18 protein-coding genes are annotated in these 20,372 nt (G+C 70.0%); 9 read left to right on the top strand and 9 right to left on the bottom strand.

Features of this window, described 5'->3' with window-relative positions:
• The first annotated feature begins 61 nt into the window (after positions 1-61).
• The gene (locus F9278_RS21855; RefSeq protein ID WP_152169858.1) at positions 62-790 is read left to right on the top strand and encodes an HAD family hydrolase; all 729 of its coding nucleotides are present in this window, start codon (positions 62-64) and stop codon (positions 788-790) included.
• 55 nt (positions 791-845) lie between these two features.
• Here the strand turns inward: F9278_RS21855 and F9278_RS21850 are convergent, their stop codons facing one another.
• Positions 846-1,028 (bottom strand): hypothetical protein, encoded by a 183-nt coding sequence (locus F9278_RS21850; protein ID WP_152169857.1) that lies wholly within the window; start codon positions 1,026-1,028, stop codon positions 846-848.
• Positions 1,029-1,195: 167 nt separating this feature from the next.
• Between F9278_RS21850 and F9278_RS21845 the strand changes: the two genes are divergently transcribed.
• A complete protein-coding gene (locus F9278_RS21845) occupies positions 1,196-2,053 on the top strand; it encodes a GntR family transcriptional regulator (RefSeq protein WP_152169856.1) in 858 nt (285 codons plus the stop codon).
• Here the strand turns inward: F9278_RS21845 and F9278_RS21840 are convergent.
• Positions 2,034-2,858 carry an HAD family hydrolase gene (locus F9278_RS21840; protein WP_152169855.1) on the bottom strand — a complete coding sequence of 275 codons (825 nt, stop codon included), beginning with the start codon at positions 2,856-2,858 and terminating at the stop codon, positions 2,034-2,036. The two genes, F9278_RS21845 and F9278_RS21840, sit on opposite strands and share 20 nt — an antisense overlap.
• A gap of 220 nt (positions 2,859-3,078) precedes the next feature.
• Here F9278_RS21840 and F9278_RS21835 point away from each other — a divergent pair, with 220 nt between their 5' ends.
• The 3 genes from F9278_RS21835 (at position 3,079) to F9278_RS21825 (ending at position 7,505) form a co-directional block, all read left to right on the top strand.
• Positions 3,079-4,203 carry an aminoglycoside phosphotransferase family protein gene (locus tag F9278_RS21835; protein ID WP_152169854.1) on the top strand — a complete coding sequence of 375 codons (1,125 nt, stop codon included), beginning with the start codon at positions 3,079-3,081 and terminating at the stop codon, positions 4,201-4,203.
• Positions 4,204-4,562: 359 nt separating this feature from the next.
• Entirely contained in the window at positions 4,563-5,180 is a 618-nt protein-coding gene (locus F9278_RS21830; protein WP_152169853.1) for a TetR family transcriptional regulator, read from the top strand.
• Positions 5,181-5,231: 51 nt separating this feature from the next.
• Positions 5,232-7,505 (top strand): HelD family protein, encoded by a 2,274-nt coding sequence (locus F9278_RS21825; RefSeq protein WP_152169852.1) that lies wholly within the window; start codon positions 5,232-5,234, stop codon positions 7,503-7,505.
• 259 nt (positions 7,506-7,764) lie between these two features.
• On the opposite strand, the gene F9278_RS21820 is transcribed toward F9278_RS21825, so the two are convergent.
• Both F9278_RS21820 and F9278_RS21815 read right to left on the bottom strand, forming a co-directional pair.
• The gene (locus tag F9278_RS21820) at positions 7,765-8,661 is read right to left on the bottom strand and encodes a nitroreductase/quinone reductase family protein (protein ID WP_152169851.1); all 897 of its coding nucleotides are present in this window, start codon (positions 8,659-8,661) and stop codon (positions 7,765-7,767) included.
• A 444-nt stretch (positions 8,662-9,105) separates the two neighbouring features.
• Positions 9,106-9,705, bottom strand: coding sequence for a DinB family protein (locus tag F9278_RS21815; protein WP_152169850.1), 600 nt, complete (start codon positions 9,703-9,705; stop codon positions 9,106-9,108).
• Positions 9,706-9,865: 160 nt separating this feature from the next.
• Here F9278_RS21815 and F9278_RS47250 point away from each other — a divergent pair, with 160 nt between their 5' ends.
• Together F9278_RS47250 and F9278_RS21805 are read left to right on the top strand one after the other, a co-directional pair.
• Positions 9,866-10,231 (top strand): hypothetical protein, encoded by a 366-nt coding sequence (locus tag F9278_RS47250; protein ID WP_226966854.1) that lies wholly within the window; start codon positions 9,866-9,868, stop codon positions 10,229-10,231.
• Positions 10,232-10,583: 352 nt separating this feature from the next.
• Positions 10,584-11,024, top strand: coding sequence for a pyridoxamine 5'-phosphate oxidase family protein (locus F9278_RS21805; protein ID WP_226966853.1), 441 nt, complete (start codon positions 10,584-10,586; stop codon positions 11,022-11,024).
• Between the two features lie 62 nt (positions 11,025-11,086).
• On the opposite strand, the gene F9278_RS21800 is transcribed toward F9278_RS21805, so the two are convergent.
• The 5 genes from F9278_RS21800 to F9278_RS21780 all read right to left on the bottom strand — a co-directional run bounded on the left by F9278_RS21800 (position 11,087) and on the right by F9278_RS21780 (position 16,786).
• The gene (locus tag F9278_RS21800; RefSeq protein ID WP_152169849.1) at positions 11,087-11,968 is read right to left on the bottom strand and encodes a hypothetical protein; all 882 of its coding nucleotides are present in this window, start codon (positions 11,966-11,968) and stop codon (positions 11,087-11,089) included.
• A complete protein-coding gene (locus tag F9278_RS21795) occupies positions 11,965-13,011 on the bottom strand; it encodes an ATP-binding protein (RefSeq protein WP_152169848.1) in 1,047 nt (348 codons plus the stop codon). Before F9278_RS21795 ends, F9278_RS21800 begins: the two co-directional genes overlap by 4 nt.
• The gene (locus F9278_RS21790; protein WP_152169847.1) at positions 13,002-15,092 is read right to left on the bottom strand and encodes a Mu transposase C-terminal domain-containing protein; all 2,091 of its coding nucleotides are present in this window, start codon (positions 15,090-15,092) and stop codon (positions 13,002-13,004) included. The genes F9278_RS21795 and F9278_RS21790 overlap by 10 nt, the downstream gene beginning before the upstream one ends.
• Complete coding sequence (locus F9278_RS21785; RefSeq protein ID WP_152169846.1) at positions 15,058-15,834, bottom strand: TnsA-like heteromeric transposase endonuclease subunit; 777 nt, start codon at positions 15,832-15,834, stop codon at positions 15,058-15,060. Before F9278_RS21785 ends, F9278_RS21790 begins: the two co-directional genes overlap by 35 nt.
• A gap of 103 nt (positions 15,835-15,937) precedes the next feature.
• A complete protein-coding gene (locus F9278_RS21780) occupies positions 15,938-16,786 on the bottom strand; it encodes an NAD(P)H-binding protein (protein WP_152169845.1) in 849 nt (282 codons plus the stop codon).
• A gap of 396 nt (positions 16,787-17,182) precedes the next feature.
• Between F9278_RS21780 and F9278_RS21775 the strand changes: the two genes are divergently transcribed.
• Together F9278_RS21775 and F9278_RS21770 are read left to right on the top strand one after the other, a co-directional pair.
• On the top strand, positions 17,183-18,019 hold the full coding sequence (locus F9278_RS21775) for a TnsA-like heteromeric transposase endonuclease subunit (protein ID WP_226966852.1): 837 nt from the start codon (positions 17,183-17,185) through the stop codon (positions 18,017-18,019).
• On the top strand, positions 18,016-20,289 hold the full coding sequence (locus F9278_RS21770; protein ID WP_152169844.1) for a DDE-type integrase/transposase/recombinase: 2,274 nt from the start codon (positions 18,016-18,018) through the stop codon (positions 20,287-20,289). The genes F9278_RS21775 and F9278_RS21770 overlap by 4 nt, the downstream gene beginning before the upstream one ends.
• Positions 20,290-20,372: the final 83 nt, after the last annotated feature.

The following is a 20,372-nucleotide window of genomic DNA, read 5'->3' as shown; positions in this document are numbered from 1 at the left end:
GCAGAACGAGGCGCGGAACACGGCGCAGAACGAGGCGCGGAACACGGCGCAGACTGAACCGGTGACAGCAGAGACAGAGTCCCTTCGAGAACTGCGAGAACTGATCACTCCCGTCCGCTTCGTGCTCTGGGACCTGGACGGGCCGATCTGCCGACTGTTCTCCGGGCATCCCGCGCACCAAGTGGCCCGCGATCTCGTGGCGTTGATCGAAAGACGCGGACTGGGCGGCCTGCTGACGGAGCGGGAACGGAGTACGGCCGACCCCCAGGTCGTCCTCCTCGGGCTGGGCCGGCGCCATCCGAGCAGCGACCTGATCACCGACGTGGAGGAGTGGCTCACCCAGCAGGAGCTGACCGCCGCGCCTAAGGCGTACCCCACGAGTTGGGCCGATCCGCTGATCCGGACCTGGTCACGGCGGGCCAGGTTCGCCATCACCACCAACAACTCCGCGCTCGCGGCGGCCCGTTACATCGAGACCCGCGGCCTCACCGACTGCTTCCCCTACATCTACGGCCGCACCCGCGACCTCGACCGGATGAAGCCGCACCCCCACACCCTGCGCCAGGCCCTCAACGCGATGGGCGCCGACTCCGCGCGCGCCCTGATGCTCGGCGACGCCCCCACCGACTTCGAGGCGGCCCGCGAGGCCGGCGTCCCCTTCCTCGGCTACGCGCGTAACGAACACAAACTCAAGGCCCTCCTGGACGCGGGCGTCCAACTCCCGCACACCGTGAACTCCCTGAAGCCCGTACTGGACGTGCTCCGGACCCAACTCCCCGACCAGGCCTGACTGAACGATCGGCAGGCCCGAAGCAGGCCCGGATCAGGCCCGATGCAGGCCCGGATCAGGCCTGCATCATCAGGAGGAGGAAGAGGAGGGCCGTCCACCAGGCCAGCCGCACCTGGCCGATCCGCAGGGCCGTGCCCACGACGACCAGGAGTAAGAGCCCGATGGGGCCGAGGGTCTGTCCGACCAGGTGGGCCGCGGCGAACCGGAACGCCGCCACCACCACTTCCCATACGACCATGTTCTCCACCCCGTTCCGCCGACTGCCCCGTCGGCCAGTCCAATTGGTCGGCTATTGACCTGTGATTGGTATTCCCGATTGGGCTGATCCCTTAACAACCGGTCCAATTGGAACGCTTGTTGACCGGAACCGGTTTGCCTGTCGACGGGGAGCGGTACGGTCGAGAGGTGGGCGATACGCGGACCGGTGAGGGCGGCAGCAAGTTCGAGCTGGCGTTGGAAGCGCTGCGGACCGGGATGGAGGACGGCACCTACCCGGTGGGCGCCTCCCTTCCCGCGCAACGGAAACTGGCCGACAGGCTCGGCGTCTCCCGTGACACCGTCCAGAAGGTCCTGACCAGGTTGCGCGAGGAGGGCTGGGTCGAGTCCCGGCAGGGGAGCGGGACCCGGGTGCTGGGAGTCCGGCGGACACGGCACCCGGCGGCGGGCAGGGTGACCCTGCGCTCGTTCTTCGACGACGCCTTCGCCCGGCCCGAAGTGCTCCTGGACATCCACACGTTGACGTCGGAGTCCCTGAGCACGCACATCTGGCTCCAGGCGGAACGGATCAGGGAAGGGGCGATCGCGCCCGAGCGCATCGCGCTGCGCATGCTGCTGCCCCAGGAGTCGACACCACTGCCGTACCCGACGGTCAGAGGGCGCCGGAACGACACCCGGCCGCAGGAACGCCTTCGCGGGATCACCAGGGTGAACGAGGCGTCGCTGCGCGAGGCGCTGGAAGATCTCCAGCGGGGCGGGTTCGTCCCGCAGGTCGACGTCGAGACCCGGTACGCGCCGCTCACCCCGACCTTCAAGGTGTATCTGCTCAACCGGACCGAGGCGCTGCACGGCTTCTACACGGTGGTCGAGCGCATGATCTCGGTCGGCGACGAGGAGATCGAGGCCCGCGACGTACTCGGCCTGGGCGCCACTCTGACCCACCACGTCAAGGACGCCGAACCACCGTCCCAGGGACCCGACTTCGTGGACGCCGCGCAGGCCTGGTTCGACTCGGTCTGGAACCTGCTCACGGACGAGAGCGACTGACCTGCGGCGGGGCGCACGCCGTGACGAGCCGGGCGTGCGAGGCGACCACGCCGTGCGCGCCCGCGCACCGCAGCAGCCGAGCCCGCTCGGGTTCCGTGGAGTACCCGAGGAACCCGACCCCGGCGGACACGGCCGCCCGGAGGTCGGTGAGCTGGTCGCCGATCATGACGGCGTGGGCCGGGCTCGTAGGGCTCAGGGCGCGCAGGGCCCGGTGGACCGACGCCGGGTCGGGCTTCATACGGCGGGGCTCACCCGGATCACGGCCGCAGACCGCCTCGAACTTCCGGGACATCCCGTGAAGTTCGAGGAACCTCCGTACGGGTCCTTCGGCGTTGTTCGTCACGATCGCCAGCCGCTTCCCCCGGCCGAGCAGGGAGTCCAGCAGCGACTGGATTCCCGGTGCCGGCTCGGCGGAACCCGCGCACTCGTACTCGTAGCGCGTGACGATGTCGTTCGCCTCGCGCAGGACGGCCGGGTCGAGGCCGGCGTCCCGCTTTCGGTCCAGCATGTCCCTGAGCGGGTGCAGGATGCCGTGCGAGTCGTCGCAGGCCTCGACGGCGGGGTCGAGCGTATTCCACTTCCGCCGGGCCATGGCCTTGATCTCCAGGGCGGCGGGCCGTGTCGACCGTCCGCCGAACAGGTCGCAGACGGGGCCGTCGAAGTCGAGGAGAACGGTTCGGGCCGTGTCGAGGAGCCGCCGCAGCCGCAGCGGTTCGGTCGTCTCCGCCGTCTCGCCGGAGTCGTCCGTCCCGTGCGTACCGTCCGTCTCGTCCGTCTCGTCGAGCGTGGGGTTCTTCGCTGTCATCGTGGTCAGTGTGGTTCAGGGGGCCACCCGTCGCGGGGACGAGGTGTCTTCGGGCAGTCGCTCGAATGCGTGTCTGTACGGGTTGGGGCGCGTGAGCGTTCAACCGGTGGACCGGCACCTGCGAATGAATCGCTTCTGGCACGATGCTCGCCCATGGAGGAGTAACGTGCCTCCACTTCTTGATTTCACCACTGGTGCGACCACGGCGAGAGAACGGGCAATGCCAGCTGAATCGGAGTCCATGGGGCGGCGCCGCGCCGGTGAGATGAGCGCCGCCCCGGACGAGGTGGAGGGACCGCTCAGCGGCTACCACCACGAGACCTATGTCTTCCGGCTGCCGGCCGAGGCCAGCGTCGCCGAGGGCGGACGCTGGAAGTGCCGCGAGCCGCGCGAGAGCCTGCTGTGGTTCGACCGCCGCTGCTTCGACTCGGAAGAACGCCTTCTCACCGAACTGCGCGGGCGCATCGACAACATCCCCGATCTCATCGAGGTCGAGGGCACCGTCCTCCAGCGGTTCATCGAGGGCGACACGCTCGGGGCGCTGCACGCGTCCGGCACGGCCGTCCCGGAGCGGGAGTTCGAGCAGATCCTCGGCCTCTTCCGGCAACTGGTCGCCGTCCGACCCCGGTCCCTTCTGGTGAAACGGAGGTGCGATCAACGGGACCGCGCGCCGGACGACGACAGCGCGGGATTCCTCGACCGGCTGATCTGCTTCACCGAGGAGCGCGTCTACGGCGACAACCTCCCTGAGTACGGGGCCCTGTTCGCGGATCTGAGGCTCGACCCCGACTCGTTCAACCAGCTCAGAAAACATGTGGCAGGCCTGCGGGAGCGCCCCTTCTGCCTCCTCCACGCCGACCTCCACCGCGAGAACCTCATCGTCGACCACGAGCGCCGCCTCTGGGCCATCGACTGGGAACTGGCGATGTTCGGCGACCCCCTCTACGACCTCGCCACCCACCTCTACCTGATGCACTACCCGCTGGAACAGGAACGGCGGATGACGGAACGCTGGTGCGCGCTCGCCGAGAGCGTCCGGCCGGGGAGTTCGCGCGGCTGGCGGGAGGACCTGCCGAAGCTGCTGGACTACAAGAAGGCGCAGTCGGTGTTCACCGACGTCATCCGTACCTCGCAGTCCCTGCGCCTGGCGCCGAGGGTGGACCGCGACCTGCTGCGCCGGGCGACCTGGACGGTCTGGGACGTGCTGAGCAGGGGCGCGCGGTCCCTGGGCGTGGAGAAGGTGCCGAGTGTGTCGGTGATCGAGTCCGCGCTCGCCCGCTGGCTGTGGCCGCGTCCGGCCGCCGCGCGGCGAGGGCGAGGGCGACGGCGACGGGAACGCGTCTAGGGCCTGTCGTTCGGATCACGCCGGCTTCGGGCCACGGTGCCTGGTGACCGCCGGTGAGCGGGGCTTGGTGCGTGCGGCTGGGGGTCCCCCACGCCCTTGAGGCAGTGGGGGAGTGTGTGTGCCAAGCCCCGCGGCCCAGGCGTGATCCAAACGACAGGCCCTGGCCGTGCCGTAGCCGCTGTCGGCTGTCGGCGGCCCTCCGCCCTCGCCCTCCGCCCTCGCCCTCCGCCCTCGCCCTCCGCCCTCCGCCCTCGCCCTCCGCCCTCGCCCTCCGCCCTCCGCCCTCGCCCTCCGCCCTCCGCTGTCGGCCGTCGGCCGTCGGCCGTCCGCCGGACCCGGGGCCGCTTACGCTCGATCGCATGAGTGAGACCGGCCTGCGGGAGCGCAAGAAGCGGCGGATGTACGAGAACGTGTCGGAGGTCGCGATCCGGCTGTTCTTGGAGAAGGGGTTCGACGCGGTGTCCGTGGCCGAGGTGGCCGCGGCGGCGGAGATCTCCAAGCCGACGCTCTTCCGCTACTTCCCCGCCAAGGAGGACCTCGTCCTCCACCGCATCGCCGACCACGAGGACGAGACGGCGCGGGTGGTCGCGGGGCGGGCGGAGGGGGAGTCGGTGGTCGGGGCCGTACGGGCGCACTTTCTGGCGGGGCTGGCCCGGCGGGACCCGGTGACCGGGCTGAACGACCATCCGCAGGTGCTCGCGTTCCACCGGCTGCTCTACAGGACGCCGTCGCTGGTCGCGCGGGCGTACGGCCATCTGGAGCGGGCCGAGGCCGCGCTCACCGAGGTGCTCGGCGGCGGACTCGACGCGCGGGTCGCCGCCGCGCAGATCGTGGCCGTACGGCGGGTGCTCGCGGAGGAGAACCGGCGGCGGGTCGAGCGGGGGGAGCCGGTGGAGGAGGTCGAGCGGGACGCCGTGGCCGCGGCCGAGCGGGTGTTCGGGCGGCTGGAGGGGGCGCTGCCGCTCACGAACGAGTGATTCTCGGTAAAAAATTTAACTTGGTTACGTTATTTCGGTACGCTCGGTGGAATGACGTCTCTCGAACCCGCCGCGGACCCCGCCCTCCGGGACGCCCTCGCCCATGAACGCGCGCACCACGACACCTGCCGGGCCGCCCTCGCCGCGATGGTCGAAGGGGCGGGGGAGCAGGTCGTCGTGGGGGAGGACGTCTCCGCCTCGGGCGCCGACGCCGAGGTGCTCGGATACCGGCTGCGCAGCCGTGCCAAGGAGATGCGGGAGCTGCCGGAGGGGCCGCTGTTCTTCGGTCGGCTCGACTTCGCCGCCGAGACGCGGAGCGACCACGCCGGGCAGAGCTATCACCTCGGGCGGCTGCGGATCAGCGAGGATCCGACCGTGCCGCCGCTCGTCGTGGACTGGCGGGCACCGGTGTCGCGCGCCTTCTACCAGGCGAGTTCCCGCGATCCCCGGGGTGTCGCCGTCCGGCGTCGCTTCGGCTGGGCACCGGGAAGCCGGGGCGACTCGGCCGACCTCACAGGGCTGGAGGACGAGCACCTGGAGCGCCGCGACGGCTCGGAGGAGAGGGCGGGCGAGGGGGAGGTCGAGGGGGAGGTCGATGGGGAGGGTGGCGGGGAGGGTGGCGGGGAGGAGGTCGGCGGGGAGGGCGGCCGGGGCGCGGCCCGCCCCGGGGGCCTTCTCGCCGCCGAGATCGAGCGTCCCCGGCTCGGCCCCATGCGGGACATCGCCGCCACCATCCAGCCCGAGCAGGACGACCTGGTCCGGGCGGACCTCACCACCTCCGTCTGTGTGCAGGGCGCCCCCGGCACCGGCAAGACGGCCGTCGGCCTGCACCGCGCCGCGTACCTCCTCTACACCCACCCCCACCGCATCCGCCGCGGCGGCCTGCTGATCCTCGGCCCGAACCGCACCTTCCTCTCCTACATCGCGGAGGTCCTGCCCGCGCTGGGCGAGACGGGCGTACGCCAGTCGACGGTCACGGACGAGATCGCCCGGCATCCGGTCACGGGGGAGGACGACGAGCGGGCGGCGGTGGTGAAGCACGACGCCCGCATGGCGGAGGTGCTGCGCCGGGCCCTGTACGCCGGGGTCGCGGGCGACGGCGGGCCCGGGGAGCGGCTGCCCGGGGAGCAGATGCCCGGGGAGCGGTTCGACTCCCTTGTCCTGGCGGAGGGTTCGTACCGCTGGCGGGTCTCCGGGGACCAGCTGCGGCGGATCGTGGCGGACGTACGGGCGCGGGAACTGCCGTACGACACAGGGCGCGAGCGGGTCCGGGCGCGGGTGGTGGGGCTGCTGCGGGAGCAGGCGGAGCGGCGGGCCGGGCCGCGCCCGAACGCGTGGCTGTACCGGATCTCGCGGTCACGGCCGGTCGGCGCGTACATCGACGCCGTATGGCCGAAGGTCCGGCCGGAGGAGGTGGTGGCGCGGCTGCTCTCGGACCCGGACGCGCTGGCCGGCGCGGCGGAGGGGCTCCTCGACGCGGACGAGCGGAAGGCGGTCGGCTGGGCGAAGCCGCCGCGGACCTGGCGGTCGGCCCGCTGGTCGGCCGCCGACCTCGTCCTGCTCGACGAGGTCGCGGGGCTCCTCGCCCACCCCGACGGCTACGGCCATGTCGTCGTCGACGAGGCCCAGGACCTCTCCCCGATGGAGTGCCGCGCGATCGCCCGCCGGGCGGCCTACGGCTCGGTGACCGTCCTCGGCGACCTCGCCCAGGGCACGACGCCCTGGGCCGCCCGCGACTGGCCCACACTCCTCGCCCACCTGGGCAAACCCGACGCGCACATCGTCCCCCTGACCATCGGCTTCCGGGTGCCGCGCGCCGTCGTGGCGCTGGCGAACGGGTTGCTGGGGCGCCTGGGCGTGGATGTGCCCGCCGCCCGGTCTCTGCGGAGCGATGGGGAGTTGAGGATCAGGAGGGTGGAGGGAGAGGGAGAGGGCGGGGGCGACGCCGAGGAGGAGGAGGAGGGGGTCGTTGCTGAGGCCGTGGCCGGTGAGGTGGTCTCCGCCGTGGCGGACGCGCTCGCTCATGAGGGGTCTATCGGGGTCATCGCGGCCGATGGACCGGATGTCGAACGGCTGCGGGGCGCTCTCTCCGAGGGCGGGGTCGCGTCCGCGATCGCTACGGGCGGGGGCCCGGGTGAACTCGGGGCGCGGGTGACGGTGTTGGGCGCGGGCGTGGCGAAGGGACTTGAGTACGACCATGTCGTGGTCGTCGAGCCGGCCGCGATCGTGGCGGCGGAGGGGCGCGGGCTGCACCGGCTGTACGTCGCGCTCACCCGCGCGGTGTCGCGACTGGACGTCGTGCACGCGCGCCCGTTGCCGTGGTGAGCCCGCAGGGAAGGGCACGGGCCGTGTTACCGGACGGCGGCGGAGTCATGACCGTACCGGCACCTCGGTGATCGGGCCCGTGGCTACGGTGAGCGGGCGCCGGTGAGCGGCGGCACACGAGCCCGTTCTCCCTCCCCCCAGGGGGCTCGTACGCCGCTCACCGGTCGACGACATACACCGCCACGCAGACCGTTCGCGCCCCCTGGCCCCCTGGCCCCCTGGCCCCCTCGCTCACTCCTACGGTCTTGCCTTTGCTTGCCTACGGAACCGCGGGCTCGCTCTCCGGCTCCGCCGTCCACCCCTCGGGGCGCGTCGCCGCGTCCAGCGTCGGGATCAACTGCTCCTCCTCGTAGGCGAGATGGGCTTCGAGCGCGGCGATGAGGCGCTCCACCTCGGGGAGTACGGCGTCGGGGTCGGCGTTCTCGGCGGTCACGACCCGGCGCAGGTCCGCGACGAGCGCGGCGATGCGCTGATGCTCCTCGTCGAGGCGGGCGAGGGTCGGGGCCAGCTCGGGGTGGCGCTCGCCGAGGAAGGGGAACAGGCCCATGTCCTCGCCGGTGTGGTGGTTGTGGAGGCCCTGGCAGAAGGTGAGGCAGTTGACGCGGAGCTGGGCGCCGAGGTCGGCCTTGCCGCCGCTCGCGATCAACTCCTTCTTGATCAGAGCGAGTTCGCGGCGGAAGGCGTCATGGACGACCTTGAGGCCCTCGCCCATGGAATCGGCGTTGACGTTCGGCGGACCGGCCACGGGGATCTCCCGCAGGGCGACGACCGGGATCGTACGGTCCGTCTTCGCCTGGTACTCGGCCCATCCCGGCTCGCTCTCGACCGCCCGCGCGAACGCCCGGTCCCGTTCCCCGGCGTCCAGGACGACGGCCTCGGCGTCGTAGGTGAAGGCCCCGGTCTCCACGGTGACATGGGGGTCGGCGGTGATGTTCCGGTACCAGTCCGGGTGCTTCGGTGACCCTCCGGCCGAGGCGATGACCAGGATCGTGCCGTCGCCGTCGGGGAGGTAGCCGAGGGGAGTGGTGTGCCGGTTGCCGGTACGGGCGCCGGTGGTGGTCAGGAGGATCAGACGAGCGCCCTCGAAATATCCGCCGACCTCGCCGTGCCGGGCGCGGAATTCGTCGATGACTTGCTGGTTGAAGGGGTTGGGCATTCTCTGCTTTCCAGGCTGGCGACATGATTTGCCGCTGAATTCGGGCAGGGGTGAGCGAAGGAAGGGCTCAACGCGTGTGAGGTGAAAGAAACACCTGAAGGAACACCCAAAGGAACACCGAAGGAATCCGAAGCGCTCGGAGAACTCGGAGCGATGGACAACTCAGAGGGCTCAGAGGGCTCAGAGGGCTCAGAGAACTCGAAGAACTCGAAGAACTCGGAATGAAGAGAACGGTGTTCGGTGCGCGGAACCTCGGTGGCAGGCGGGCTCCTGGCCCGCCCCGGCCTCACTCGGAGGCCGGGTAACCGATCCGCTCACGGCCCATGGCCGACCCGGCAGTCATACGGCCAACAATAGGGGCAGCGGGCGCGGCGAGGCAATGCGTATTCGGCCGGAATTCCGACGCATTCCTGTCCGGTGGTCGGCTTCGGTGGCCGACCCGGGTCACGCCTTTCGTTCGGCCTCCTCGGCGGCCTGTTCCAAACGACCGCGATAGGCCTCCCACCATGCCGGGTCGTTCGACGGGACGCTCGTGTTGCCCTCGTTCATTCCGACCGCGCCGTCGAGGAGTTCCCGGAGGATGTCGGCGTGCCCGGCGTGCCGGTGGGTGTCGGCGATCACGCGGACGACGGCGTGGTGCAGCGTCACCTCGTCCCGGTCGTCGGGCCACCACGGCACCCGGCCGACGGTGTCCAGGGGCAGCGCGCCGATGGTCGCGTCGGAGTGGGCCCAGGCCCGGCGGTAGAGGCCCACGATGTCCTCGCGGGACTCGTCGGCGGTGGCCCACATGTCCCCGTTGGGCACGGCATCGTCGTCGAGCCAGGGCAGCGCCTCGCCGGAGGGCCGGCCGAACGTGTCGCCGAGGTAGCCCAGTTCGACACCGGCCGCGTGCTTGAGCAGCCCGAGGAGGTTGGTGCCGGTCGGCGTCAGCGGACGGCGCGCGTCGTACTCCGACAGCCCGTCGAGCTTCCAGAGCAGTGCTTCGCGGGCGGACCGCAGATAGAAGAGGAGATCGGCCTTGGCGTCCGAAGCGGTGGCGGTCATAAGACAAGTCTGCCGCGCACCCACCCGCTGTCCACCACCTTTCGCTCCCCAGGGCTTGGCCCACCACGTCAGCAGCCGACGCCAGACCTCGACAGACCTCGGTGGGCCTCAGTACGTACGGGGCGGGGCAGGCCCATTGCCCCTCAGTAGGCTCACGGCCATGGATGCGTTCTCACCGTTCCTGCCGTTCCTGATCTCGGTGGTCGGCTTCGCCGTCGCGCTGGTCCCTTTCGTGTGGCTGGGGGTGCGGATCCGCCGCCGGGGTCCGGGCGGCGGGGCGATGAGCGGGGCCATGGCCGCGTACGAGGAGGCGTTCCGCGCCACCGCGCACGCGTCGCACGTCGAGATCCGCGCCCAGGCCGAACGCAAGGACCCACTCCTGTCACCCGACGACCACTGGCCCCGAGGCCCACGTGAGGCCACCGCGCGCACCGCCCCACCGACGACGCCGCCGCCCCGCCCGCGTCCGTTCCGCGCCCACCGAGTCCTACGCCGCTGGACCGCCCGCGTGAGGCCGGGCCGCTGACCCGGGGAGGGGCAGGAGATGGGGACGGAGCACCGTGTCCCCGCCGGTCGCCGTCAGCCGCCCTCGGGTGCGGCCGACCGGAACTCGTACACGGTGAAGTCGGCGAGCCGGACGTATGCGAGGCGTAGTGACCTGTCTCGATGGATCTGAGCCACCACGGCTCTCTGACCAGCTGTAGCTCAGATTGAGCGAGACGTAGTGGCTGTGGTCGTCTCGGTCAACCTGGGTTGTCGGGAGCTAAGTTGCCTTTCGGGTTGTCACCGCTGGTGACGATCATTCGTCTTCCGTGCTGCTGTGGTCCTAGGTCGGAGGTCGGTAGGCAAGAGGCTTGTGGCACCACAAGATTGGAGCTGTGACCTCTCATAGTTTCGATGTGGACGCGTTCCTACAGCAGCCGCTTGTCGCTCGCGTTGCCACCAGTGGGCCCACGGTGCGCCCTCTCTGGTTCCTGTGGGAGGATGGCGCATTCTGGGTGCTGACCGGCCCGTGGACCCGGTTGTTCGACCGTGTGAAGAACGACCCGAACGTCGCGCTCGTGGTGGACGAATGCGATCTCGTGACGGGACGTGTTCAGCAGGTGATCGCCCGGGGGCAGGCTGAGCTTGTGCCGTTCGACGTGCCAAGAGGCCGACGTAAGCTGTCCCGCTATCTGGGAACGGACGAGGCTCTGTGGGACGAACGGTTCGTGGGCTATCTGTATGACGATCCGAGCGAACGAGGCACGACGTGGCTGCGTCTGACGCCAGCCTCGCTCACGGTCAGCGACCTCAGCTATTCCGTCGCTCCGTCCTGAGACCGATGAAACCGGCCGGGTGAGAGACCTACTCCCGCCGCAGACTCGTTCCGGTGCTCGGCTTACTCGATCGCCGAGGGCGCCACTTCCTCGATGGTGTGCGCGATCATGCGGAGTTGGTGGATGAACCACGGCTTGGCGGTGGTGCGGAGGGAGCTTTCGTTGGGGAGCCGTCGGACGAACTCCGCATGGAAAGCCCGGAAGTCCTCGTCAGCGCCGGAGAGTGCCAGGCCGCGCCAGCGCGGGGCTGCGTAGAACACCATGGCCTTGACGATCTCGGGATAGATCGCCGCATAGCGCTTGGGATCCCACGGCCGGACGGAGCGGGCAGGGCGGGGCTGGAGCCGGGCGAGCCGCCGCGTGAGGTCGCTGATCCGGTAGCCGTGCTGCAGGAGGGTGGTCCAGAAGCGGGAGGTCTGTTCGTAGCAGACGTTGACCATGTCGGGGCCGTAGCGGCGAAGGAGCCGGTAGTGACGCTTCTGGGCGGCGACGATCTCCGGCAGATCAGCGAGGTCGAACTGGTAGGCGGGGGCTTCGACGGCCCGGCCGATCCAGAGGCGGTGCGGGATGCAGACCTGGTCGTGGAGTTTCGACATCCAGGCCATGACGCCTTGGCCGGGGCTGCCGGTCCTGCGGGCGACACAGCGTCGGCATGCCCATCGGGGAGTCACGGCGAATGCACCTTGCGGGATGTTCCACGCCTGTCGCTCCCAGCGGGGGATCGCGTACTGGATCGAGGTCCGGGGCTGTCCGCTGAGGACACTGAGCCGGCCGACCGGATCCAGGCGGGACTCCAGCCAGTGGGAAGGCCGTTGAAGGCGTTGGACGGGCATCGCGTTGGCCGTGGCGAGGCGGTCCAGGAACGAGGCTTCGGTCTCCTGCGGGAAGGGCTTGAGCGGTCGCGGCAGCGGACGGAAGACGACGGCCTCGAACGGCCTGTTCATCCCGCTTCCCTGCCTGCGTCGGGCGGGGAATCCGACTCGCTGTTGTGGTCGATGCGGATATTTCGCAGGGAGGCTTTGGTGATGCGCTCACTGCCGTCGAGGACGGCGGAGATCGCCGCGGCACGGATCAGGTGGGAGAGGCTCCCGATCATGCCGCCGGTTCGCTGGTGCAGGTATTTCGACAGACCGGCCAGGGTGTCGGGCGTGTGGCGGTGCAGGCGAAGGGTGCTCTCCAGCGAGGCGATCAGGGCCTTCCACTCGGTGTTGCGGGGGAAGGCGCCGGTGCGGACCAGGATGCAGCGGCCCCCGAGCTGCTTGCCACGGATCCCGGTGAACAGCCCGGACTTCTCGACGTTGATACCGGCATAGACGAAGGTCGCCGGCAGGTGCTCGGTGAAGTACTTCAGATGATCGGAGAGGTCCTCGCCTGCAGTGGTCGCGTGGTTGAGCAGGTGTATTTCGTCGACCAGGACCAGGTCCGTGCGTGCCTCGATCAGCACCTGGCAGACGGCGCTGGTGACATCGATGGTGTTGTGCCGCGGGTTGATCACGGGCAGGCCCAGGAACCGGGCGAACTCCAGGGCGAGTTTGCGCGGGGAGCCTTTGGGCGGGGCGGTGATGTAGACGACGGGAATGCGGTCGCTGCCCGGATACCGCTGCTGGATGCGCAGTTCGTGGGTGCGGCCGAGCTGTTTCAGCGCCGTGGTCTTCCCGGTCGTCCACTGGCCGGAGACGATCATCCCGCGACGGGCGCCGTGTTCACGCTGGTTGAGCAGGGTCAGCAGCCGTCCCTGATGCGCGATCTCCTTGACCGTGGACGTGCGCACGACCTGCAGCTCGGAGTGATAGGCGATCCGGGCCTCGTCGTAGGTCTTCCGCAGCTGCGGGGTCAGGGCCTGCCACCGCTGATCGGGCAGCAGCTCGAAGACGGCCGGATCAGCCTCCACGAACCGCCGCCAGCCCTCCAGCCGGGTGGAGGGATCGGCCCGGTCATCCGGCAGACCGGTCTCATTCCCGCCCGGCTCCGCGGCGTTCACCACCACTTCTCGGCCTCCTTGCGCGCGTCGAAGATCTCCAGCGGGACGACATCGGCGAGTTCGCCGGCCTCCTCGTCCTCGTCCTCCGCCGGTTCCGGCTCCGGCGCGGGCGCCGGCCGCGGCCAGGCGGGTTCGCTGGTGGCCCGGGTGCGGGCAGCGACCTTTCGGTCGCGCCGCCGGGCTGGCCGGTCCCTCCCCTCCGTCCGGCGGCCAGGCTCGTCACCGGGCCCGTCCGAGGCCCGGTCCAGCAGCTCTGCCGCGGCCTGTGCGACGGCTTCCTCGTCCGGCTTGCGCTGCCCGCGTTCGGTCAGGATCTGGTGAGCCCGGTCGAAGACCAGCTCGCCCATCGGGACGGGAGACGTGCGCAGATGCCGCCAGGCCGCGGTGATCCAGCCCGTGCCGTGGTGGTTGCGTACCCAGACGCAGGAGATGTCGTAGGGGTCGTAGTGGACCTCCCAGAGCTTGCCGTCCGGACCCGTCCCCGAGGGCTGACGCCGGAAAGGCGTGAGTGCGGGGGCGTCGTAAGTACGGTTGTTGATCCGCACCCCGCTGCGGCCGATCACCCGCCATTCGCGGGGCATCAGCTGGATGTACTCCTGCGGGCTGAGCGCGACGGGGACGTATCCGGCCGCTGACACCAGCGCGGCGTACTTCTCGTTCGGGCTCAGCGGCCGGTCCGGCATCAGCGGATCGCGCAGCCCGTCGTGCGGCCTGGCCTGCCAGACGACGATCCACTCCTGGAGAAGTTCCTGGAGTTCGTGGATGGACCAGGCCGCCTGCGCGGCCGGGTCCTTGCCCCGCATCTCGGCACTGCGTCCCGTGTAGCCGGCCACGTACTGGGCGAACATCGCCGACACCGAGCCCAGCGTCCGCTCGATGTGCGGTCTGTCGGTCGGGGTGTCCGGGTGCGCGGGCTGGAACGAGATCCCCAAGTGGCGGCAGGCATTGCGGAAGTTGTCCGAGATGAACGCCTTGCCGTGGTCGCTGACCACCGTCTCCGGGACGATCACCGGGACCGCGGCGGCCTTGTCCAGCCGCTCGTCCAGCGACAGCAAGGAAGCGTAGGGGAGCACGGAGCGCGACATGCGCAGAGCGTCGGACCAGCCGGGCCGCACCGGTTCCGGCGTCATGGCGCGGGCCAGCAGCAGCGCGGCATCGACCGCCTTCGTCGACGGCCGCAGCACCACCGCAGCCAGCGTCCGCGTGACCAGGTCGATCAGCCCGGTCAGCTCGCAGCGGTCCACCGTCCCGTCATCGTGGATGACCATGACGTCCAGCGGCGTGGAGTCGATCTCCATCACCTCGCCGGGCCGGGCTGCCGTCAGCTGCCCGAACATCCGCTTCGGCTGCTTGCCCAGCGAGCGGCGGGTGCGGGCCGAACCGAACAGATGCTGCCCGGTCGAGACCGCTTCCAGCAGACGGTAGAACGCCGCCCTCGACGGCATCCGGACCACTCCGGGACCGTGCTCGGTGACCAGGAGCCGTTCGACGCGGCGCCGCAGCACCTGCGCGGAGACGGTCGGCTCGTCCGTCCGGCTGCCCGCGACCTTCGCGATCGCTTCGACCACCCGGGGATCGGCCCGGCTCGTGCCCGTGGCGGGCCTGCGCAGCCTGCCGTCCACCAGGCCCGCCACCCCTTCGTTCTCGAAACGGGACCGCATCCGGCGCAGCGTGCTCAGCCCCACCGCCTCACCGCAGTCCCGCAGCTCGGCCACCTTGGCCAGCTCCCGCTGCCGCAGAGAGCGCACCGTCGGGTCGTACTCAGCCCGCACCGGGCCGCTGGCATCGCCGTCCGGGCGGCCGGTGAGCAGCTCCGTCAGATGCCGCCTCCACCACTCAGCCCGCTGTACCGCTTCCTCCCGCAGCCCCTCCAACACCCCGACCTCCGGCAGCGGCGGGCGGCTCAGCGCGGTGCTGAGCACGGTGAAACCCTCCGACGCCAGCAGGTGCCCCAGCAGCACGACGCCGGCGGCCTGGGCATCATCGACCAGCCGCACCAACGTGCCATGCAGTGCGGCAACCGTGTGCTCCCGCCCGTCGTAGCGGACCCTGTCACCCAGCGACAGCAGCCTCGGACGTGCCGGCATCCCCACCCACCTCCTCCGCGACCACGGACACCGGGCTCACCTGCGTGGCCGCCGACAGCAGACCGGCCTCCAGATCCACCGCCAGCTCCCCGCACCAGAGCAGATGGAAGAGCACCGGCAACACGGCGATCGGATCGCCCACCGCACAGGCGCCCGCCAACAGACCCCGAGGCCGGGCGAATGCCGCCCGCAACTCCTCCGCCACCGGATCTCGCCGCACCCGCGGATGCCGGTAGCCCGACAACCAGCGCAGATTCGCCGCCAGCACCGGATCGAGAACACCCACCCGCTCAAAGCTCCAGCCCACCCGTGCGCAGGCCGCCGCCGTGACCTCGAACATCACCGCGTCCTCGGGCTCGATCCGGTCGTCGGGACGCACGTCCAGCACCACACCGGTGCCGTCCCGACGGCGAACGAAATAGTCCGGAGTGTGGCTGATCCGCCGGTTCCGTCCGTCAGACCGCCACGAGAGCCGGAACGGCTGCGACGCCATCGCCACCACGCCGGGATCACAGTCCAGCCGCATCAGCTGACCGAGTTCCACCCACGACTCATAACCCACCAACTCGGCACCCGTAGCGGCCCAGTACCAGCCGGGGAAACTGCGCTGACCCCGGTAGGACGGAAATGCCCGCACCTGCCTGGCCGCCTCGAAAGGCGCCGACCACATCACCTCAAACGGTCCCTCGTGCAGCTCACCGCGAGCGTCGACGTACTCCAGCCAGAAGTCCTCAGCCTCCACCAGCCACCTCCACTCCGCGCTGACCACGTGCAACGACCTGCGACTGAGTGCTTGAGTCGGCCCCGCTGAGCGTCGTCGTGGCCCGCTCGGCGGTGTCCGGCTCTCACCCGTGTGCTGACAGGACGTCGCGGAGAGCGAGAGGGGAGCGGCCGGTCAGCTCGGTGTAGTCGCTTCGGACTTGATCCCAGCGCTGCTCGCGCACCGAGGCGAACATGGACGAAAAGGCATAGAGCCACCAGGGATCCAGGCCGGTCGCCGCAGTCTCGGCATGGTAGTTGTCATCAGGGATGTCCACGTAGGTGACAGGCGTCTCCCACGCCTCCGCTGTGATCGAGGCGATGCCTGCCAGGTCCACCGACTCGGGCCCCGTGATGTCATGGTGACGGCCGGTCGGCTCACCCACCGCGAGTGCGGCGAGGGCGCGCGCCACGTCGTCGCGCGCCACCAGGGAGACCCGGCCATCCGCTGCCGGAAGCCGCAGCAGCCCGGTCGCGCGCGCCTCGGTGAGCCAGCCTTGGAAGAACTCGATATAGAGCGAAGCCCTGGCGAACGAGCACGGGACGCCGGTAGCCAGAAGCAGATCCTCGGTGAGCCGGTTGACCACGGCATAGCAGAACGGGGACGCCATGTCGGCGTCAACGCTGCTCAGCGCCGCGACATGGCCGACACGCTCAGCCGCCACGGCGGCGACAACGTTGCGGTGGTGCAGCAGCACCCGTGCATCGGGCCCGTCACTGGAGACGAAGACCAGCGTGTCCACGCCCTTCAGCGCCGCACGCAGCGCCGGTGGATCGGCGTAGTCGGCGACGGCGATCTCCACCTGCGGCGGAAACGCCTCGGCAGGCAGCCTCCTCCTGGTCATTGCTACGACGTCCACGTCGGCCCGGTCCGCGAGCAACTGCACGACCCGCCCGCCCAGGCTGCCCGCCGCCCCCGTCACCGCGATGCGCATCGTTGCCCCCGTCGCCTTGTCGCCAGTCGTACAACCGTAGGCAGCCAAGCGCGGCAGCGGCTCAGAAAGAGCGAGACAGAACAGCAGATGGCCAAGGTTGACTGAGACGCGCGGGTAGATGGCTCAGATAGACCGAGACTGGCCCACGTTCAGCGAGACAGGTCACGTAGGAAGAGGGCGTTCCTCTGTGACTGAGCACGGTGGTTGTCACCTGGGAGTCGTCCCGACATCGTCCGCCGCGATGGCGTGAGCGGGATTGTTGTCACTGGAAGTGCAGGACTCTTGTCACGCTGAGATCGTTTGCGGTCTTGTTGTCACCAGTACCGAAGATCGCCTACGGCGTACGCCGGGCTTCGCTTCCCTGGAGACGTGGCGGAGGTTCAAGGATCTGGCGGGGTGCACGCCCGGACGGCTGACGGTGCGGTGTATGGGCCGTTGTGGTCGCATTCGTGCCGGTGGGACGACCTGCTCGTACCGGTCTCCCTCGGCGCGGGGCGTCAGACGCTCGACCTGGACGAGGGCTGGACGCGGCGGTGGACGGCTACCTGGCGGTACGCCGGGGGCGAGGTTACAAGCGCGGTGGCTGATCTGGCAGCCGCTCCGGTCACCAGGCTGGGGCCGATGCGGGGCTTCACCTGGCGGCGCGACCAGCGACATCGTCCCGGGCTGGAGTACATGGTCAGCACCGGCCGCCTGCACGGCTTCGAGAGTCTGGAGGAAGCCGGGCTGCTGCTGGTCCTGGATTTCGCCGGCCACGTGGTCGAGGTCCTCTCGCAGCCACTTCGGCTGAAGTTCCGTACCGTCGACGGATGGCGCAGGCACACCCCCGACTTCCTTATGGTCAGCCGCCTGGGCATCTGGTTGATCGACGTCCGCCCCGCTGACCTGATCGGTGACGAGGACCGGGAGTCCTTCGCAGCGGCGGCCGAGGCCGCGTTGGCCTGCGGCTGGCACTACACGGTGGCTGCGCGGTGGAAGCCGTGCGTGCTAATGGTGGTGGATGCGATGTCGGCCAGGCGTCGGCCGCTCACGGACCCGCTGGGTGTCAGGCCGGGCCTGCTCGCCGGAGCCGGTGCGGCCATGACCTTCGGGGAGATCGCGGCGGGAAGCGCGTTCGAGCCGGTCGCACGGGCCCATCTGTTGCACCTGCTGTGGCACCGCCGCGTCGGCATCGATCTGGGCCGGCCTCTCGGGGACCGTTCCACAGTTGTCCTCGGATCGGAGTCGTCGTGAGTACCGCTCGCGTGCTGGACCTGTCCGTGGGTGCCGGGGTTGTGCTCGACGACGTCGAATGGATCGTCGAACGGCGTGAACCGCATCTCGGGCGGGTTCAGTTGGTGGGACCCGACGGTTCAAGGCAGCGCTTGACGTTCCGATTCCTGGCCAATCACCAGCACTGCCGTCCTTCGTCCCGGACGTCGGGCTCGGGGGCGGGCCGTGGTCGGCAGCCCGCTTCGGTGGGGGACTTGAAGCCGGACAGGCGTCGGCTGGCCGAGCTGCGCGTGGCCCATCTGCTGGAAGTGAAGACGGGGTTCCGCAGCGGCGATCCACTGCGGCCGGGGCCGGGGGAACCGAAGCCCGAGTACGACCCGGAGACGACCACGCTGACCGAACGGCGGATGGCGAAGGTCGCCGAACTCAAAGCCCTGAACCGTGAGGAAGCAAAGCTACTCGGCCTCGCGGAGGTGGGCTACCGCACGCTGATCCGCTGGGAGAAGAACCGCAGCCGCTTCGGGCTGATCGGCTGCGCAGACGATCGATGGCTGCGGGAGAGCGGCGGGCATCCGAGCATCAGCGAGGAGGTCCGGGAGGCGATCTTCGCGGTGCGGGCGGAGACGCTGCACCGCTCCCGAGTACATGGCCGCACCCGCGAGGCCATGATCCACCAGTACGTACGGGAGACCTTCGGCCCGGACACCGCGGTCCCGGGCTATCACACCCTGCTGAGGGTCTGGAAGGAGTGGTTCGGCCCGAACGGAGCGCGTCAGCGCTATGAGCGCTCGGCCCAGCTGCCCACCAAGGCTGGTCATGTGGTGGTCCACCGCCCCGGGCAGGTAGTGGCGCTGGACACCACGGTGCTGCCCGTCATGGTCCGTGAGGGCGTGTTCGGTGATCCGGTGAAGGTCCACCTGACTCTCGCCATGGATGTCTACACGCACTCGCTGTGCGCTTTCCGCCTCACCCTGGTCTCCGACACCTCGGTGGACGTGGCGATGCTGCTACGGGACGTGATGCTGCCGCTGCCGATGCGGGCGGACTGGGGCGAGGACATGGAGTGGCCCTATCCCGGGCTGCCTGCCGCCGTGGTCGCCGAGTTCGCAGGATACGAGGTCGCCGGGTTGCCGTTTTTCGCCCCGGAGACGGTGACCACCGACCACGGGTCGGTCTACCGCAATCACCATCTCGTCGATGTTCAGCGCGTGCTCGGCTGCAACATCCTTCCCTCCAGGATCCTGCGTCCCACGGACAAGCAGGTGGTGGAGAGGGCCTTCGGCAGCATCCGGTCTCTGCTGTTCGAGCACCTGCTGGGCTACACCGGGGTCGATGTCGCCGATCGTGGGGCCGACCCGGAGGGCGACGCAACGTGGACCATCGAGGAGATGGAGCACGTGATCGCAACGTGGATCGTGAAGGTGTGGCAACAGCGCCGCCTGGGCGAGTACGCGCCGAGCTGGGACCCGGGCGGCGACCACAGCCCGAACTCGCTCTTCGCGGCCTCGTTCGCCCAGGGCGGCTTCGCGATGGAGATCCCCTCGCCCGAGCTCTACTACCAGCTGCTGCCGCAGCACACGGTGACGAAGATCCACGGCCGCCGCGGAGTGAAGATCCGTGGGCTCTGGTACGACGGCCCGGCTCTGGATCCCTACCGTGACCAGCGGTCCACCCGTGGCGGCAGACGCAAAGGGCAGTGGATCGTCCACCGCGAGCCCCGTGACCGCCGCACCGTGTTCTTCCAGGACCCGCTCACCCACGCATGGCACCCGCTGCGCTGGACCGGACTCCCACCGGAGGGTAGGACGCCGGCCTTTGGCGACGCTCGGGTGCGCGACTTCTTACAGCGGGCACAGAAGGCGGGACTGAAACCGAAGACGGACGCCGAACTCCTGCCGCTTCTCCTCGACGTGATCGGCCTGCACACACCGGTCGCGCACTGGCCGACGCGCCTGAAGAAGTCCCGGCGCACCGAATACGCCCGCGATGTCATCCAGGCCAGTACCGCTGCCGCCGACCGTCCAGCTACGCAGGCCGAGCAGGAGCCTGCCAACCGGGCGGCAGGAGACACCGTCGTTCACCTGCACTGGCCGGAGCAGGCGCGCAGGGCCGAGGAGAGTTTGGACGCCGAGCGCCGCCGACGCAGAGAAGTAGCCGGGCCGCCCCGGCCCGCGCTTCCGCCCCCGCTGGGCGCCAGCTACCGCAAGAGGAACTTGTTCATCCTGCCTGACGGGGACGAGAACGACGAGGGTGAGCCGGGCGGCAGTTCGCTCCCGGCCGGAGGGGAATGACGTGGTCGATGGCCAGAGCGGACCGCAGGATGGTGTCGTCCCGTTCCTCCGGATCGGTCCCTCGCCGAACCGGGTCACCCACG

The sequence above is a fragment of the Streptomyces phaeolivaceus genome, from assembly GCF_009184865.1.
In the GTDB taxonomy this organism is placed as follows: Bacteria; Actinomycetota; Actinomycetes; order Streptomycetales; family Streptomycetaceae; genus Streptomyces; species Streptomyces phaeolivaceus.
This window is presented reverse-complemented; position numbering and strand designations above follow the sequence as displayed.